Raw genomic sequence first — 16,744 nt, 5'->3', positions numbered from 1 at the left:
TTCTGATGAAGTAAATAAGTAATTTGGTGTGGTCTTAATAGGTGTAATTCAGACTGAAACCGGCAACTGACTCATGCGTTGCAAAGCCCTGAGGTTTGTTAATAGGCTTGCCCACAAAGACGTCGTAATTCAGGCTGCCGAGACGCTCGGAGCCGATACTGCCCCGCAAGCCCAGCACGGTACCAGCTAGATATTTACCAATCAGATATTTTGAAGACTGGCCGCCGACTTCACCGTAATCCAGCCCCCAGTAAACAGACTGTCCGCTGGATGCAATCGGTGCGATCAGTTCATTGCGCATGAGCCAGCCGTGGTCGGCGACCAAGGTTTGTTGTCCATCGAAGCCACGCACGGTAAAACGGTTGCCAATGCTGAAGCGGTCTTGCGGGGTGAGTGGTGTGTAGTTGGTTTGGCCACGCAGGGTGCCAGAGTATTGCAGGGCTTGGCTGCCCCATGGCGCGTTGACGCTGAATGGAACGCTCAAGTTAATGTCACCAAGGAGCATTTTCATGCGCGAGGTGCCTTCGTCGGAACCTTGTTCCGGTGCTGCCATGGCATCTTCAGCGCCGGTGCCTCGCCTGTAGGCCAGGTTATAATCCAGAATCGCAGCGCCTATATACCAGTTCTGGTTGAAGCCCAGCTCCCAGCCTGCGGTGCGGCGGCGCTGGACTTCAATTTCGGTATCATCAATGTAATTGAAAGATTTACGCAAAAAACCACGCAATGACAGATTAGTTTTATTGATGCTATTTCGATAAATCAACCGACTCAGTTTCACTTCGGCGTTTTGTGAAGTACCGCTATAAATATAATTCTGCGAGGCACCGGCGACTTCCTGGTGATAATCGTTGCTGGATGTGGTGGCACTTAACAGCCAGTAGTCCCATGGAATAGAGTAATGTGCGGTATAGCCTTTGGTGCCCCGTTTACCGGTATCGCCGCCACCCAGGTCATGATTGTAGTTCACGTAAAACATGTCACTGAGTGATAGCAAATTGTCGCCGGACAGTGTAGTACTGCCTAGATATTTACCAGTAGAATTGAGGCCGCTGTCATCCACACCTAGAGACACACGCAGCGGTAAACGCTGCTGATAGCGTACGACCACATCGCTCAACCCTGGCTTGTTTTCGCTGGAAGGTTCAATCTGTATATTGGCATCTGCCGTAGGAACACGTTTTAGGTTTTCCAGTGTTTGTTCAATGTCGCGCAGGTTGAGTAAGTCGCCTGCGTTGATCGGGGCAGCGTTCCACATGCTGACGCGCTTACTGGAATCCGGTGTAAAACGTATTGCACCGATGTGCCCAGGAATAACGGTAAGTTGCAATAATCCGGTTTTTAAATCCTGTGGTGAGGCCAGTACTCGCGTCGTGACATAGCCTTTGGCAATGATGGCATTCTGTACGCGATTCATCACGGCATTAATACCCTGTACACCTAAGCATCTGCCTAATATAGGCTTGGCTTCTATTTCATTAACTAATGGTATATTTTTAGATAAAACTTCATCCAAGGCCAATTGAAACCTGGCAGCATCGTCGTCAACCAGCTCTATCTTATTGATGGTAAAACAAGGGGTTTCATTGTCGGGAATCTCTATGGAGGCTTTTAACGTAGTTTGTTTTAAAGCATCAATGTCATCGCGTACACCCGGCTTGATTTCCTGCTGCTGACGCAGGGATTTCAGGATTTCTTGCTGGCGCTGTTGCTCTTGTGATTCAAGTTGCCGTTGTCGCGCTTGTTCAGTCGGTGTTGTTAAAGCGGGGTCGATGCCAGCTGCATGACACAATGGCGCCAGCAAGGTTAAAACCAGCCATGCTCTTATGTTGATTTTCATATTTTTATTTTGCAAATGGGTTAAATCTAAACATCAATAAAAGGGAATAAATCCCAAATTTTTATTATATAGAATTAATCCATAAAGTAAACATGGTCTAATTTTGCTTTAGCTATGTTGCTTGAATTAAAAATAGAAAATATGCGCCGGATTATTTATAGCCAAAAAATCCAGTAAATTTGAGGAGGAAACTCAATGACTTTTAAATTAAAAAATAGCGGTGATGCTACGAGGAGCCATATTTAAAACAAGGCGTAGGGTTAAGCTAGCGTTGAAACTGAAATAAGGTGATTTTTCACCCGCCTTTGCGGAATGTCAGGTTAATCCTGCATTCGCCAAGGGCTGGGTGATTCGCTGGTTTTAACGGCATTACGCCATGAAACCGCAGCCGGGATTCACCGCCCCAAACCAGCACATCACCATGATATAGCGGCAGTTTGAGCGTTTTATCGCCACGTGCGAACCCGCCCATTTGAAACATGGCTGGAATACCCAGCGAGACTGATACGATGGGCTGGGTAAAATCCTGCTCATCCTTATCCTGATGCAGACCCATTTTTGCACCTGGGCGGTAGCAATTAATCAGGCAGGCATCCGAGTTAAAGTAACCGAAACCTGCCGTATTTGCGGCCTGTTCCGCCAGTTGCCTGAAACTGGACGGCATTGCAGGCCAGGGGGTTCCGGTCTTAGGGTCACGTGCTGCATAGCGGTATCCATTTTTATCAGACACCCAGCCCAAAGCGCCGCAGTTGCTGGTTGTAACAGACATCGGCAATCCACCCGGCGTGATCATCTGCCGCAGCGGGGCCGCCATCATCACCGCAGATAAATCAGCAAGGATATGGTTTTGATCAGGCAGGGCAAAACCGCGCAGCAGATGCACATCTTTTAGTATTTCCTCTTGCCGTGATTGTTCGAATAAGTCCATCGTGTATTTTAAGTGACTTGAAGACGATCATATTGAATTGACAGTCAGGTTTGTAATTCAATCTATAATTCAACTTATAATTCAACCATGAATAATGCAGATTTTTATACACAGGCTCGGCAATTCCTGATGCAAATCGATGCTGACTGGCAGCGTTTGATTACTGGCGTCGGCCCTTGCGAATTCAGCCCTAAAGCCGAACGCGAGCCATATGAGGCATTGGTGCGTGCAGTGGCTTACCAGCAGTTGAGCACGAAAGCCGGCGATGCGATCCTGAAGAAATTTCTACTGCATTTCGGCGCGTTCCCAAGACCGGAGCAATTAATCCGTGCCAGTTTTGACGATTTACGTGCCGTTGGTTTCTCCGGCAGGAAAATTGAAACCATTCAAGGCATTGCACAGGCAGCGATCAGTGGGTTGGTACCCGACCGTAATGCCGCAGATGGCATGAGTGATGAAGACCTGATCGCAAGACTAGTGACACTTAAAGGCATAGGCCAGTGGACCGTAGAAATGATGCTGATATTTACGCTGGAACGCATGGATATATTGCCTGCCGATGACTTTGGCATTGCTGAAGGCTACAGACGGCTTAAAAAACTGGAAACCGCACCCAAAAAGAAAGTTCTGGCTGAAATCGGCAAAGCCTGGAGCCCTTACCGCACCGTTGCCAGCTGGTACCTGTGGCGGGTACCCAAATAAACAGCGCCGGAATTCAGGTTTTATAAAAGGCAGGTTTTATAAAAGGTTAGTGCGCCTAATCTATATCGGCAGAGTCACACTAGGTCAATGACGACTCATCGGCAAAACCTGGGCAGGCCATCATTCTGCTTACTGCCTTATTCACTGCACTAACGACTACATTCTACAGCCAATCGCTTCTTGCAGCACACGCTATTATTGACGCCGCGCTTAATGGGCGAGGCCGTTTGCACCTATAATACAGGCTATGGAAATTTTCAAATATCACAATTACGCTTTTGCCAAGCTCCTTGCGTTTCGAATTCAGATCTCTTTAGCTTACCAGATCATGGCCGTTGTTGTCGGCTGGCACATCTATGAAATTACACGCGACCCATTATCACTTGGCCTGATCGGCCTTGCGGAAGTGATTCCTTACTTTGCTTCTGCGCTAATAGCGGGGCATGCCGTTGACCATTATTACTCACGCCGCCTGTTTGGTGCCCTGGCTGCAGTGCTGCTGCTGGTCAATGCGTTTACGCTCACCGCGCTGGCAATCGGCTGGCTGAACGGTGCGGCTACGTTATGGATTTATGCATCAATTGCTTTTACCGGCTTTGCGCGCGCTTTCATCGCACCCAGCTACAACACCCTGTTTGCCATCATCGTGCCCAGAAAGCAGTTTGTCAAAGCGGCCAGCCTGGGTACAACGGCGTTTCAGGCCGGCCTGGTCATCGGGCCGGCTATTGGCGGTTTCCTGGTGGGGTTCACCAGCAAGGCTGTTGCTTATGGCGTTGCCACAGCGCTGTGCCTGGGCGCGATGAGCGCGATGCTTTCAATCAAGATTGACGAGCCGAAGAACCCCACCGGCGCACCTTTATTGACCAGCATAAAAGAAGGGTTGAGCTTTGTCTTCAGCAACCAGATCGTGCTCGGTGCAATGTCCCTGGATATGTTCGCGATCCTGTTCGGTGGCGCAGTTGCCATGCTGCCGGCGTTTATTCATGATATTTACCAACTTGGCCCGGAAAGCCTGGGCATATTGCGTGCCGCACCGGCAGTGGGCGCAATTGCAGCCGGCCTGTGGATCACACGCCACCCGATCAACCTGCATGCCGGGCGCTGGCTGTTGAGCGCAGTCGCCGGGTTTGGCTTGTGCATCATCAGCTTTGGCTTAACCAGAAACTATTGGATGGCCGCAACCATGCTGCTGCTCTCAGGCATCTGCGACGGCGTTTCTGTCGTATTGCGCCAGACCATCATGCAGCTGGCCACCCCGGATAATATGCGCGGCAGGGTATCCGCCATCAACGGTATTTTCATTGGTTCGTCAAATGAGCTGGGGGCTTTTGAATCAGGCACCACTGCACGCCTGATGGGGCTGGTGCCATCGGTTATTTTTGGCGGACTCATGACATTATCCGTAGTGGGCATCACCAGTAAACTGGCGCCAAAACTGCGCAAGCTGGAGCTGCATCAGCTGCATTGAGGTAGATAATAAGCCATGCGTGATATCGACGAACTGTTCGCAGCCTTAGCCCGCTCTACATTCCGGGCCGGGTTCAAGCTGAACAGTAAAGATATGGCTTATCTACAGCAAAAGGGGTTATCTACCGTGCTTGACCATGCGGAAGATTTTATACAAAGTCGCCTGGCACCGGCGGTGATTGAGAACGACGGCAAACAGACCCCCATGCGCGGCCACCCGGTTTTTGTGGCACAGCATGCCACTGCCTGCTGCTGCCGCGGCTGTTTGCGGAAATGGCACCAGATTCCGCAAGGGCGCGCACTGACAGTGGCGGAGCAGGCCTATATCGTGGTGGTGGTGGAAAAATGGCTGCGTGAAAAAACCAAAACCGCCTGAGCAGCAGCTCATGGCCGCCTGACAGTGATCCGGCAATTATCCATAAGTCCCATCAACTCTGGGTTTGCATAAAATCGGTGCATAGATCACCAGGAATACCGTAAACCCGATAATCCAGAATACAGCGGAAGTCACTACCCAGGCAGTGTAATTCTGCATGGAGAACAAAGGCATAACGATACGGAATACCGCACTGGCGCCAATCGCTGCAAAAACCAGATTCAGCCATGATGAGGTATCCCTAATATTGCGACCGGTATGCCCCAGGGCCACGCGCGACATCATGCCAACCGTCATCAGTCCTACGCCGCCTATGGTAAACAAATGCAAAGTCAGAATTGATGGAATGCCAAGCTGGTTCTGCAAGCCATAGAACAGGAAGCCGAAATTGATCAGCCAGGATGACAGGTACAGGCTCCACAGCAGGGGAACGCGCCAGAGCGCCGGGATATGCCAGTTATATAAACGAAAGCCATTCAGCACAAACAGAGCCATCGCCAGCATGGACGACAGCCCAGCCACCTGCATGAAAATCTCGTTCAGAAACAAGCCGATAAACAGTACCATAATGCTGAGATCCAGCCATTTATATTGCTTAAGCTGAAATACACCGGCAACCAGGTGTGAAACGCCGCGCTCGATAAAAAATGGAATCACACGGCGGCCTATCATTAAAATCAAGCCTATAAACAGGAATACCGCCCCGTTAATGGCATACAGCATGCCGTTATTGATCAGGTTGTAACATCCGAGATAAAACACCAGGTTACCAACCCACAGCAGCAGTAACTTAGACACCACCGCAAGCTGCTGCCACTGCCTGGCTTTAACGATGGGCTGGGCAACGGCGGCCGTCAGCAGCAGGCCGAACAGCAAATCGGCCAGCGCCGCCCAGGCCAGGAAAGCGGTACCGAACAGGAGCAGCACCCGTGCCGCACACCAGAGTGCGAATAAGGCCAGCAGGGGTTTGCCGTGCGGGGTTTGTATGCCGGTCCAGTTTTTTACCGCAGTGAGCAGAAAGCCTGCAACCACTGCCATGCCGTAACCGTACAGCATCTCGTGTGCATGCCACTGGCTAGGGATGATATTGCTGATCTCGACAACACTATGTGAGGTATAGACCGCTATCCAGCTGACTATCGACAATACCGCAAAAATCGCGGCGCCCAGAAAAAACGGGCGAAAGCCTAAATTAAACAAGGCCAGGCCTTTTACCTGCCTGGATTTATTCATCTCAATCTGCACTACCGCCATCATCAACCCGCCTCTAATTTAAGCCATCACCCTAGCCGGGGGTGAATCCTATGATCTTTAAAAACCAAATCCGGATACGCGTTTTAAAATACAAGTATCAGGCTTTTTTCAGAAACTCCGCCTTGAGCAGAAAATTGCCTGAATCCGTTTTGCAGTCTACGCCATGGTCACCGCCTACCAAGCGGATACTTTTCACTTTGGTACCCATTTTCAGCACTGTAGAAGACCCCTTGACCTTGAGATCCTTGATCAGCACCACGGCATCACCATCAGCCAGCACATTGCCGTTGGCATCCCTGACGACCGCGGCGACATCATCATCTTCAGCGGCAGCGGCAATCGGCCACTCAAAACCGCAATCGGCACAAACATAATTACCGCCATCCGGATAGGTATTTTCCAGCGTACATTGCGGGCATGCAGGGTTATCAGACATATTGACTCCATTTAAAATTGATGACTTTGCGAGTAGCTATGATGTTGTTCGCCGGCAATCACTGCCTGAGCGATGCACGCTTATGCATTTTATTGGCACCACCCACGATTAACCAAGGCCCGATTATAATCCCTGCACCGAAATCGCATCACCCCTTTTGGTCAAGAAATCCGTTAAACTTTGATACTCTTTTCATGAAGGCAGCCATCATGTTATCCACCTATGCAGCAACCATTCCCCCATTGAAACGCGCTCTCGGCAATCTGGCATCCATCCTTGAAAAAGGACAGCAATACGCAGATACGAAGAAAATAGAACATCAAGTTCTGCTCAATGCACGCCTGTTTGCAGATATGTACCCGCTTACACGGCAGGTGCAGATCGCCACCGACATGAGCAAAGGTGCCGGCGCCAGGCTGGCGGCCATTGAGATTCCGAAATATGAAGACAACGAAGCCAGTTTTTCCGAACTGCAGGCACGCATCAATAAAACCATCGCATTTCTGGACTCGATAAAACCGGAACAGCTGGAAGGCGCAGAGACACGCGAGATTACCATCAGCATACGCAAAACCGAGCTTAAATTCAGCGGACAGGACTACCTGCTGAAATGGGTGATGCCGAATGTATATTTCCATGTCACTACAGCATACAACATTTTGCGCCATAACGGTGTCGAACTGGGGAAACAGGATTTCCTGGGGCATCTAAGCCGGGGTGTATAAAGCTGGAATCTATCAAGCCAAGGCCTGTAAATTCAAGCGCTTTAAATTCAGGAATTTGAATTAAAGCGCAGTCAACCAAGCGCGTAGTTCGTTAACACATGAACCGTGGCTATTCACCCTTGATTGAATTCACACTTCCACCTGTTCGGTCAGCGGCAGGTCCTGTTCTGGGCTTTCCTGCCCGATCTGTAACAGCTGCCCGAACTCCGCTGCTGAAACCGGTCGACTGAAATAGTAGCCCTGTGCACGCTCACAGCCACATTCCATCAGGAATTTTGCCTGCTCCAGGGTCTCCACACCTTCAGCAACCACGTGCAGATGCAGGCTTTTTGCCATCAGTATAATGGTGCGTACCATCGTTGCGTCACTGGCATCGCTGATGACGTCACGCACAAACGACTGATCGATCTTGAGCTGCCGGATAGGAAAGCGCTTGAGATAAGATAATGATGAATAACCGGTACCAAAATCATCTAAAGACAGGATCACACCCATCGCAGAAAGTTCATGCAAGGTAGCCAGTGTGCGCTCCACACCCTGCATCAGTATGCCCTCGGTCAATTCCAGATCCAGCACTCCGGGCGGCAGATCGTATTTATCCAGCAAGCTCCGTATCTGCTGCAGTAAATTATTCTGCCTGAATTGCAGAGCCGACAGGTTAACCGACATCGTCAGTGCCGTAAAACCTGCATCGCGCCATGCGCGGCATTGCTTGATCGCCTGTTCCAGCACCCAGTGGTTGATTGATATAATCAAACCGGTTTCCTCCGCAAGCGAAATGAATTTTTCAGGGTAGATCATGCCCATTTTAGGGTGCTGCCAGCGTACCAAAGCCTCACAGCCGATAATACGTCCGTTTTCCAGGTTCACCTGCGGTTGATAGTACACTTGCAGTTCATTACGCTCCAGCGTGCAACGCAGCGCAGTCTCCAGCTTGAGCCGCTCATAAGAGCTTTCATTCATTCCCGGATGAAAAGTCTGGTAACAGTTACGCCCGCTTTCTTTAGCCTGGTACATCGCAACATCGGCATATTTAATCAGGCTTTCCGAATCCTTTGCATGATCCGGATAGACCGCAATGCCGATACTCGCCGTGATCCGCAAGTCGTGTTCTTCTATGAAATAAGGCTGGATGATGGATTGCAATATCTTCTCCGCAACCAGCTCGGCACCGGCAGTACCCGCATCGCTTAACACCACGATAAACTCATCCCCACCCTGCCGCGATACGGTATCCTGCTCGCGTATGCAACCCAGCAGGCGCTGTCCCACATTCTGAAGCAGCTGGTCTCCCACCCCATGCCCGAGGGTATCGTTAATCTGCTTGAAGCGGTCAATATCCAGAAACAGCAGCGAGAGCTTGGTATCATGCCGCTGAGCCGAAATAATCGCCTGTTCAAGGCGGTCACTGAACAGTACGCGGTTCGGCAAGCCGGTCAGCACATCATAATGCGCCAGCTGCTGAATACGTTCCTGCGCCATTTTGCGTTCCGAAATATCACTGAAAATCGCCAGGTGATTGATAATGGCACCATGTGCATTCCTGACCTGAATGATCGTCAATGCTTCGGGATAAACTTCACCGTTCTTACGGCGATCCCAGATCTCGCCTTGCCAGCTTCCTGTTTCCAGGATAGCTGCCCACATCTGCTCATAAAACTCATGGGACTGTAATCCGGAAGAAAGGATTTTTGGATCCTTTCCGACGACATCCTCTGCCGTATAGCCGGTAATTTCAACAAAACTGCGATTCACTGAAATGATTTTATTACTGGCATCGGTAACGATAATACCTTCTTTACTGTACTCAAACACAGTCGCCGCCTGCTCCAGTTTGATGGCAGCCGCCCGCTGTTGCTGCTCACGGTCAAGATTATCCAGCGCAAAAGTAATATCGTTTGCAAGGCCATTCATCAGGTCAATATGCGCTGACGAAAAATAGTCAGGCTCACTGGAATATACCGCAATACAACCATAGACTTTACCATTGCGCGAGATCGGGAATGCACCCACGGAATTGAAATTGAACTTCATCGCAGCGGCATGCCAATGCGCATTCACATCCTCAAGAAACTGGTTCAGTACCTTATGCGCACCTGCCTGGATAGCAGCAGAAACCGGGCCTTTGCCATGAAAGTTATCGGTACTGATGGATACCCTGATCAATTTCAGGTAATCCGAAGACACGCCGCTAAATGCAACCGGCCTGACCCAGCCCTCGTCGCCGGGTACACCGATCCATACCAGGTCGAACGGAACACGCTCAGCCAGTATCTGGCAGATGCCATTCAGCAGCAGCGTTTCATCTTTCTGTCTTACGATAATCTCGCTGCTTTCAGTCCAGGCTGCATAAAGCCTGTTAACCCGCCCCAATTCACGCTCTGAATGATTCAGCGTATCCAGCATGCCATTGAAACTCTGCGCAAGTTCGCCGACTTCATCTTTCGTAGTCTCGTCAGAACGCTGTTCCCGGTTACCGCCCTCAACCAGCTTCATGACATGAATCAAATGATACAGCCTGCCGGTCAGGCGCCAGGCCAGCACTGCCGCGATCACAAAAGACGCGATCACCGCCAGCAATGAAAACCCGACACCGGTTAACGCCAGCAACTCCAGGTTGGCATTTGATGAGCGCCGTGTCATTTCCACACGCGCCCAGCCTACATGCCGCTTATTTACCATAATGGGCATGGCGACATCGACCATGGCATCATTTTCCAGCAAGGTCGTAAACTCGGCAGGTGCATGCAGCAAACCCCTGCTGACCGCATCATTCACATAGCGCCCGACCAGATCCGGGCTGGTCGCCCCCATTACCTCGCCATGCGCCGACAGCACTAACGCGAACTTGAGGTCTGGCGCATCCGTAAATCCATTCAAAACTTCCTGCAGGCCTGCAATATCGTTTGCCAGCACAGAGGACGTGCTGCCGGCAGCCAATGCCACAGCCAGCCCTCTCGCCCTGTCTGCATCGGTGCCATATAAAAAATCCCGCTGCTGGATATACATCAGGTAGCTGAAACTTGCCATGACCAGCAAGGTTGCCAGCCCGAATGACAATATCAGCTGCTTGCGAATAGAATACACCCAGAGCACCATGATGCGTCCTTGCAGCACTCTGAAAAAATGTAACAGCCTTACCATTCGATCTCCCGCACCGCACTTGAATATACTTGGAGGAAATTGATCACAGGCAGATAGTTTTGGTCAGTGGCTGATTCAGCAGGGCAGTAGAATATCCTTGGCATATCCGGACCTGCCGTATGTAGGGAAACATGATTGACCGGAGGCCTTGCCGGCAGCGGTACCGCCTGTAAATGATGTGCGGCCATAGAAATGCCGGCAAAAGAAATACATGAGGGTGCGCAAGGCACCGGGATAAGCACCGCTAGATTGCTTGGCCACACCAAGCCTGCTATAGGCCGATTACGCAAATTGTTCCCCGTTCTCATGCTATTGCTTTTACATTTACAATACCGGGCAACAGCAACAACTATGCAGCACCATAACGAAGCGCTAGCGATTTGATTAAAGCAATTAGTATGCTGCTTGTCAAACAATCTGGCAGCAAAAACAAGGCTTGTAACCCGTATGGGTAGTACGTTCAGGTTAAATATTCAAGTAATTGCTTTTTAACGGTTTTTACAATGCCGACATCAGGAGTCACGGGGGAGTTTAATGATAGGGATTTTACTGGCTGCCGGGTTTTCCCGCAGATTCGGCAGCACCGACAAACTACTGCATCCATTAGAAGATGGCCGCCCGATCGCACTGGTTGCCGCCGAAAACCTGGTCACGGCCATTCCGCTGACCATTGCAGTGCTCAGACCTGATAATCAAGCGCTGGCAGGGTTATTGGAACGTGCGGGATTAAAAATCGTTTTCTGCGACCCGCAGCAGACTGGAATGGCAGACAGTTTATCCTATGTGGTGCGCTATTCGTCCCGGTTCGATGAATCCGGCACAGGCTTTGTAGTGGCGCTGGCCGACATGCCGTATATCAGCCAGCAAACCATCCGTGCAGTGGCGCAGGAACTGACTGCGGGAGCGGGTATCGTGGCACCCATCTGCAAGGGGCAGCGCGGACATCCGGTAGGGTTTTCGGCAAAGTTTCGCAGCGAGCTTGAACAGTTGACGGGAGATGAAGGCGCCCGCGCTATACTTAAACGGCACGCAGATCAGGTTAAGCTATTGGAATGCGGCGACGCAGGCATCCTGGCGGATATCGACACCCTGGCAGACCTGGCCGTTAAGCCGCACACTTAGCCGGAGCCTGGTTCCGTTTTGACTGCTGTGCCCGTACCTGAATCAGCTCGGCTAGTATCGCGATCGCGATTTCTGCAGGCGTGCGGCTGCCGATAGGCAAGCCAACCGGGCCATGCAGGGTTGCGATCTCAGCTTCACTCAGGTCAAACATGCGCATGCGTTCGCGCCGTTTTTCCTGATTTTTCTGTGAGCCTAACGCACCCACATAAAACGCATCGGATTTGAGCGCTTCCAGCAATGCCATGTCATCAAGCTTGGGGTCGTGTGTCACGGCGACAATCGCAGTGTAAGCATCAGGATCGATTTCGAGCACTGCATCATCAGGCATGGCATAAACCCAGCCGGCGCCTTCCACATGCCACTCCTCGCGCATCTCTACCCGCGGATCACAGATCAGCACGTCAAAGTCCAGCACCTGCGCCATGCTCGCCAGTACGGAACCCAACTGATTAGCGCCGATAATCAGCAAACGCCATTGCGGTCCGAAATAGCTGTGGAACCAGTCATCTTCGATACGCGGCGGCCCTTCCGGGTCAACTTCAGCCAACCTTGCCCGACCGCTGCCGAGATGAACGGAACGCCTGATTAGTTTGCGCTGCTCGATACCCTGCAATAAGGACTTGATCTGTGCAGCATCGTGCAAAGGCTCTACCGCTATCTGCAGGCGGCCGCCACACGGAATGCCGAAGCGCTGTGCATCATGGCTGCTGATACCGTACTCGATCACGGACGGCAGCTGCGGCAACTGCCGATGACGCGCTTTGTCCGCCAGGTCATCCTCTACGCAGCCACCGGATACCGAGCCTATCAGATGGCCATCCTCACGCACCGCCAGCAAGGCGCCAGGCAGACGCGGAGCAGAGCCCCAAGTCTGCACCACGGTGAACAGATGCACTTTGTAGCCGTTATCAAGCCATTCGACGACGCGCGTCAATACTTCCCAGTCCAGCGACTTCAAGATATTACGCCAGCTGGTTGCCAATCGGCAGGCTACGGATACGCTTACCGGTAGCCGCAAAAATGGCATTGGCGACTGCCGGTGCCACAGGCGGCACCGCAGGCTCGCCTACACCGCCCATTTTTTCGGTACTTTGCACGATATGCGCTTCCACCTTAGGCATATCCGCCATACGCATCACTTTGTAATCGTGGAAATTTGACTGCTGCACCATGCCATCCTTGAACGTGATCTCGCTCTGCAGCGCAGCACCCAACCCGTATGAAACCGATGATTCCAGCTGTGCTTTCAGTGAATCCGGATTCACGGACAAGCCGCAGTCAATCGCGCACACTACCCGGTGCACCTTCACCGCACCCTTGCTGACCGAAACCTCAGCCACTTGCGCTACATAACTGCCAAATGACTCATGCACGGCAATGCCGCGGAAAACGCCTTTTGGCAATGGTTTGCCCCAATCCGCTTTTTCAGCGGCAAGATTAAGCGCCGCGAGGTGGCGCGGATGCGCTTTCAACAACGCACGGCGATACTCCAGCGGGTCTTTACCTGCTGCATGCGCCAGTTCATCAACCAGGCTTTCCATCGCAAAAGCGGAATGGCTATGTCCGACCGAGCGCCACCACAGCACCGGGATACCGGCTTTTACCGTATGCAGGCTCACATGATGATCCGCAATCGCTTTCACATAAGGCGAATCCGCCACGCCTTCAACCGAGGTTGCATCAACGCCATCCTTGATCTGAAATGCCTCAAACGGCGTGCCCAGCATGATGGACTGGCCAACCTCTACATGCTCCCATGCGGCAGGCATGCCATCGGCATCCACGCCGATCCTGGCTTTATGCAGGAACATAGGGCGGTAATAGCCACCTTTGACATCGTCTTCGCGGCTCCATACCGTTTTAACCGGCACGCCGGCAGCTTTTGCCACCTGCACGGCTTCGGACACAAAATCCGCAGCCGGGTTAGCGCGGCGGCCAAAGCCACCGCCCAGGAATACGGTATTGATCTTCACCTGCTCGGGCTTCAAGCCTAATATCTTTGCAGCGGCCTGCTGGTCTGTGGTTTGCATCTGGGTACCAGTCCAGATTTCACAGCCATCACCAGAAATCCTGACGGCGCAATTGAGCGGCTCCATGGGCGAGTGCGCCAGGTAAGGCAGGACATATTCGGCTTCAATGACTTTCGCTGCCTTGGAGATCGCAGCTTTGGCATCACCTGCTTTCGCTGCCGGCAATCCTTCCTTGGCGGCTAAACCGCGATACTCTTCGAGCATCTTCTGTGAATCAAGGCCGGCATTAGGCCCCAGATCCCACTCCACTTTGAGCGCATCGCGACCCTGTTTTGCAGCCCAGTAATTGTCTGCAATCACTGCCACACCGGTAGGCACCTGCACTACATTCTGTACGCCTTTAATCTGCCTGGCGGCAGTCGCATCAAACGACTTCACTGACCCGCCGAACACAGGGGAGCGCGCGACCATCGCTGTTTTCAAGCCCTCGAAATGAATGTCCTGGCCGAATATTGCCGTGCCGTTGATTTTCTCGGGACCATCCAGGCGTTTAGTCGCCTTGCCGATGATTTTCCAGTCTGCCGGCGTTTTCAGCGTCACTGCTTTTGGTGTTTCCAGCTTCGCGGCTGCTTCAGCCAGGTCGCCGTAGCTGATTTTCCTGTCACCGCTGATGACAAAGCCATTTTCTGTTTTCAAACCAGCCGCTGCGACACCAAGCTCTTCAGCGGCGGCAGCAACCAGCAGCGCACGGGTCAGGGCGCCCGCCTGGCGATAGCGGTCGAACTCCGACCACGTGGTCGAAGAACCGCCCGTGATCTGGATACCATAAGCGGTATGGACGTATTCCGGGGCGGCTTTGGCATGTTCTACCTTGATTTTGCTCCAGTCGGCATCCAGTTCTTCAGCGATGAGCATCGGCAAAGTCGTCCAGATACTTTGACCCATTTCACTATGTGCAAGCATCACGGTAATCGTATTATCGGTACCGATACGCAGAAAAGCATTCGGTGCCGGCAGCTTGCCGGCATCTGCCCCCGCAATTTCAGGCGCAGCGCCAGGCAGCAGGAAGCGCTTGGCGTTAGGAATGTTAAAGGCGATCACCAGCCCGCCGACAACCAGTGCGGTAGCTTTGATAAAAGTACGTCTTGAAATATTTAAAGGGGCAGTCATGGTTGGGCTCCTTAAGCTAATTTGCTTGCTGCTTCATGAATGGCAGCACGAATACGCGGGTAGGTACCGCAACGGCAGATATTACCGCTCATGGCGGCATCAATGTCTGCATCTGTCGGATTCTTGTTGGCAGTCAGCAACGCGGTCGCAGCCATGATCTGGCCTGACTGGCAATAGCCGCATTGCACTACGTCGACCTCGCCCCACGCCTCCTGCACGGCCTGGCCGACTTTGTCATTGTGGATATCCTCTATCGTGGTGATTTTTTTACCCGCTGCCGCAGCAACCGGCGTAATGCATGAGCGTATGGGCTGACCATCCAGATGCACGGTACACGCGCCGCACTGCGCCATTCCGCAGCCAAATTTGGTACCTGTCAGATGGACGATGTCGCGCAGTGCCCATAAAATAGGCATGTCTTCCGGTGCATCGAGTTGTTCTTCTTTACCATTGATATTTAAGGTAATCATGATGAGTGGCCTCGCAATCCAAAAATTAATTTCGATTCTTTAAAATAGAAAACAGTATATCTTATCGAGAAAATTACCGTATCAGATATTCTATTTCAACGATAAAAAAGTTTGATGACACTCAGGTGACAGTTCTGGCGCGCAAGGGTTCAAGCAGATGCGATAACCCGTTATGATCGATTTCCTGCATCAGCGCCAGCAGCCTGCCAAGCTCACCCGCAGGAAAACCTTCGCGCGCGAACCAGTTCAGGTACTGCCCGGGGAGGTCGGCAAGCAGCCTGCCTTTATATTTACCATAAGGCATTGCATAGCTGACTAAAAGCTGTAGGTCTTCAGGTTTCATGCAGGGTCTGTTAATGATTCAGCGGTTTCCCGGCGGGAAACGGCATAGGTGCTATCAGTGATTCTACAGGCATATGGCTTGCAGAATTGGTTCGCGCGTAAATTAAACCTGTTGCCGGGTTGCCCGCAGACACCCCGGCATAGAGTCATTGACCGCTAACGGTCTTGCCAACGCCCGCCATCACCCCTGTCACGACCCTTGCCCGGCTGCCTGAAGCGCTCCTGCGTAATGGGCTCGCGTGGCTGGTAACGATAGTTCTCATCACGGATCGAGTGCTGACGTTCATCCTCTCGCGGATAGCGGTCGCCGGAGTATTGCCGCTGATAACCAGGAATAGGCGCCGGTTCCGGCGCATTACGCTGGTTCCATTGGTCAGGGGCAATATGCCTGCGCTCCCAGTCACGTCCCCAGCGCTCATCCCAGCGAGGCGAAGCATCTGCACGCCAGCCGCGGAAATAAGGTGGCGGTTGACGGTAGTAACGCACCGGGACACGCAGCACATACAAAGGCACGCGATAATGCTCTACATACCCCCATGGCCCGTTGTACCAGCTGCTTGCATACCAGCGGTCACCGGAAAACACCCAGTACAAACCGTCATAAAAGAAATAATTCAGGCTAATCCCCGGGTCATAGTAAACAGGGTAGCCCGGTACCAGAACAAGATGCGGAAACACCGGTACATTGATACCTACACTGACTGAGACACGATCCGGGGGGTAGGTACTGACGCACGACGAGGTCGCCACACCGAAAAATAAAGATAATACAATCAATAAATAGCGCATTTTTTGCTCCTA

The 16,744-nt window shown here is 51.9% G+C and carries 15 protein-coding genes; 5 read left to right on the top strand and 10 right to left on the bottom strand.

Annotated features, from left to right (window positions below):
• Window positions 1–34 precede the first annotated feature (34 nt).
• Window positions 35–1,837 (bottom strand): ShlB/FhaC/HecB family hemolysin secretion/activation protein, encoded by a 1,803-nt coding sequence (locus tag GQ51_RS09185; RefSeq protein ID WP_081987133.1) that lies wholly within the window; start codon window positions 1,835–1,837, stop codon window positions 35–37.
• A gap of 295 nt (window positions 1,838–2,132) precedes the next feature.
• A complete protein-coding gene (gene alkB / locus GQ51_RS09180) occupies window positions 2,133–2,765 on the bottom strand; it encodes a DNA oxidative demethylase AlkB (RefSeq protein ID WP_047552223.1) in 633 nt (210 codons plus the stop codon).
• Between the two features lie 87 nt (window positions 2,766–2,852).
• Between alkB and GQ51_RS09175 the strand changes: the two genes are divergently transcribed.
• The 3 genes from GQ51_RS09175 (at window position 2,853) to GQ51_RS09165 (ending at window position 5,310) form a co-directional block, all read left to right on the top strand.
• The gene (locus GQ51_RS09175; protein WP_052177788.1) at window positions 2,853–3,467 is read left to right on the top strand and encodes a DNA-3-methyladenine glycosylase family protein; all 615 of its coding nucleotides are present in this window, start codon (window positions 2,853–2,855) and stop codon (window positions 3,465–3,467) included.
• Between the two features lie 247 nt (window positions 3,468–3,714).
• Window positions 3,715–4,935, top strand: coding sequence for an MFS transporter (locus tag GQ51_RS09170; protein ID WP_047552222.1), 1,221 nt, complete (start codon window positions 3,715–3,717; stop codon window positions 4,933–4,935).
• A gap of 15 nt (window positions 4,936–4,950) precedes the next feature.
• Window positions 4,951–5,310: a DUF4186 domain-containing protein gene (locus GQ51_RS09165; RefSeq protein WP_047552221.1), complete on the top strand. Its 360-nt coding sequence runs from the start codon at window positions 4,951–4,953 to the stop codon at window positions 5,308–5,310.
• A gap of 36 nt (window positions 5,311–5,346) precedes the next feature.
• On the opposite strand, the gene GQ51_RS09160 is transcribed toward GQ51_RS09165, so the two are convergent.
• Together GQ51_RS09160 and GQ51_RS09155 are read right to left on the bottom strand one after the other, a co-directional pair.
• Entirely contained in the window at window positions 5,347–6,567 is a 1,221-nt protein-coding gene (locus GQ51_RS09160; protein WP_047552220.1) for an NnrS family protein, read from the bottom strand.
• Between the two features lie 94 nt (window positions 6,568–6,661).
• Entirely contained in the window at window positions 6,662–7,000 is a 339-nt protein-coding gene (locus tag GQ51_RS09155) for a zinc ribbon domain-containing protein YjdM (protein WP_047552219.1), read from the bottom strand.
• Window positions 7,001–7,209: 209 nt separating this feature from the next.
• Here GQ51_RS09155 and GQ51_RS09150 point away from each other — a divergent pair, with 209 nt between their 5' ends.
• Entirely contained in the window at window positions 7,210–7,725 is a 516-nt protein-coding gene (locus GQ51_RS09150) for a DUF1993 domain-containing protein (protein ID WP_047554089.1), read from the top strand.
• A 129-nt stretch (window positions 7,726–7,854) separates the two neighbouring features.
• Here GQ51_RS09150 and GQ51_RS12065 read toward each other — a convergent pair whose 3' ends face one another.
• On the bottom strand, window positions 7,855–10,869 hold the full coding sequence (locus GQ51_RS12065) for an EAL domain-containing protein (protein ID WP_052177787.1): 3,015 nt from the start codon (window positions 10,867–10,869) through the stop codon (window positions 7,855–7,857).
• 534 nt (window positions 10,870–11,403) lie between these two features.
• Between GQ51_RS12065 and GQ51_RS09135 the strand changes: the two genes are divergently transcribed.
• The gene (locus tag GQ51_RS09135) at window positions 11,404–11,991 is read left to right on the top strand and encodes a nucleotidyltransferase family protein (protein ID WP_047552217.1); all 588 of its coding nucleotides are present in this window, start codon (window positions 11,404–11,406) and stop codon (window positions 11,989–11,991) included.
• On the opposite strand, the gene GQ51_RS09130 is transcribed toward GQ51_RS09135, so the two are convergent.
• The 5 genes from GQ51_RS09130 to GQ51_RS09110 all read right to left on the bottom strand — a co-directional run bounded on the left by GQ51_RS09130 (window position 11,975) and on the right by GQ51_RS09110 (window position 16,732).
• The gene (locus GQ51_RS09130; RefSeq protein WP_047554087.1) at window positions 11,975–12,949 is read right to left on the bottom strand and encodes an XdhC family protein; all 975 of its coding nucleotides are present in this window, start codon (window positions 12,947–12,949) and stop codon (window positions 11,975–11,977) included. The two genes, GQ51_RS09135 and GQ51_RS09130, sit on opposite strands and share 17 nt — an antisense overlap.
• 4 nt (window positions 12,950–12,953) lie before the next feature.
• The gene (locus GQ51_RS09125; protein ID WP_047552216.1) at window positions 12,954–15,131 is read right to left on the bottom strand and encodes a xanthine dehydrogenase family protein molybdopterin-binding subunit; all 2,178 of its coding nucleotides are present in this window, start codon (window positions 15,129–15,131) and stop codon (window positions 12,954–12,956) included.
• A gap of 11 nt (window positions 15,132–15,142) precedes the next feature.
• Window positions 15,143–15,601 carry a (2Fe-2S)-binding protein gene (locus tag GQ51_RS09120; RefSeq protein ID WP_047552215.1) on the bottom strand — a complete coding sequence of 153 codons (459 nt, stop codon included), beginning with the start codon at window positions 15,599–15,601 and terminating at the stop codon, window positions 15,143–15,145.
• A 121-nt stretch (window positions 15,602–15,722) separates the two neighbouring features.
• Window positions 15,723–15,944, bottom strand: coding sequence for a DUF3820 family protein (locus GQ51_RS09115; RefSeq protein WP_047552214.1), 222 nt, complete (start codon window positions 15,942–15,944; stop codon window positions 15,723–15,725).
• 155 nt (window positions 15,945–16,099) lie between these two features.
• Entirely contained in the window at window positions 16,100–16,732 is a 633-nt protein-coding gene (locus GQ51_RS09110; protein ID WP_047552213.1) for a hypothetical protein, read from the bottom strand.
• Window positions 16,733–16,744: the final 12 nt, after the last annotated feature.

The sequence above is a fragment of the Methylotenera sp. G11 genome, assembly GCF_000799735.1.
Taxonomy (GTDB): Bacteria; Pseudomonadota; Gammaproteobacteria; order Burkholderiales; family Methylophilaceae; genus Methylotenera.
This window is presented reverse-complemented; position numbering and strand designations above follow the sequence as displayed.

Excerpts from the sequence above, each read along its gene's own strand:
- GQ51_RS09125 (WP_047552216.1), bottom strand. The coding sequence starts at position 15,131 with ATGACTGCCCCTTTAAATATTTCAAGACGTACTTTTATCAAAGCTACC.
- GQ51_RS09120 (WP_047552215.1), bottom strand. The coding sequence starts at position 15,601 with ATGATTACCTTAAATATCAATGGTAAAGAAGAACAACTCGATGCACCG.
- GQ51_RS12065 (WP_052177787.1), bottom strand. The coding sequence starts at position 10,869 with ATGGTAAGGCTGTTACATTTTTTCAGAGTGCTGCAAGGACGCATCATG.
- alkB (WP_047552223.1), bottom strand. The coding sequence starts at position 2,765 with ATGGACTTATTCGAACAATCACGGCAAGAGGAAATACTAAAAGATGTG.
- GQ51_RS09175 (WP_052177788.1), top strand. The coding sequence starts at position 2,853 with ATGAATAATGCAGATTTTTATACACAGGCTCGGCAATTCCTGATGCAA.
- GQ51_RS09115 (WP_047552214.1), bottom strand. The coding sequence starts at position 15,944 with ATGAAACCTGAAGACCTACAGCTTTTAGTCAGCTATGCAATGCCTTAT.
- GQ51_RS09155 (WP_047552219.1), bottom strand. The coding sequence starts at position 7,000 with ATGTCTGATAACCCTGCATGCCCGCAATGTACGCTGGAAAATACCTAT.
- GQ51_RS09135 (WP_047552217.1), top strand. The coding sequence starts at position 11,404 with ATGATAGGGATTTTACTGGCTGCCGGGTTTTCCCGCAGATTCGGCAGC.
- GQ51_RS09185 (WP_081987133.1), bottom strand. The coding sequence starts at position 1,837 with ATGAAAATCAACATAAGAGCATGGCTGGTTTTAACCTTGCTGGCGCCA.
- GQ51_RS09170 (WP_047552222.1), top strand. The coding sequence starts at position 3,715 with ATGGAAATTTTCAAATATCACAATTACGCTTTTGCCAAGCTCCTTGCG.
- GQ51_RS09165 (WP_047552221.1), top strand. The coding sequence starts at position 4,951 with ATGCGTGATATCGACGAACTGTTCGCAGCCTTAGCCCGCTCTACATTC.
- GQ51_RS09150 (WP_047554089.1), top strand. The coding sequence starts at position 7,210 with ATGTTATCCACCTATGCAGCAACCATTCCCCCATTGAAACGCGCTCTC.
- GQ51_RS09110 (WP_047552213.1), bottom strand. The coding sequence starts at position 16,732 with ATGCGCTATTTATTGATTGTATTATCTTTATTTTTCGGTGTGGCGACC.
- GQ51_RS09160 (WP_047552220.1), bottom strand. The coding sequence starts at position 6,567 with ATGATGGCGGTAGTGCAGATTGAGATGAATAAATCCAGGCAGGTAAAA.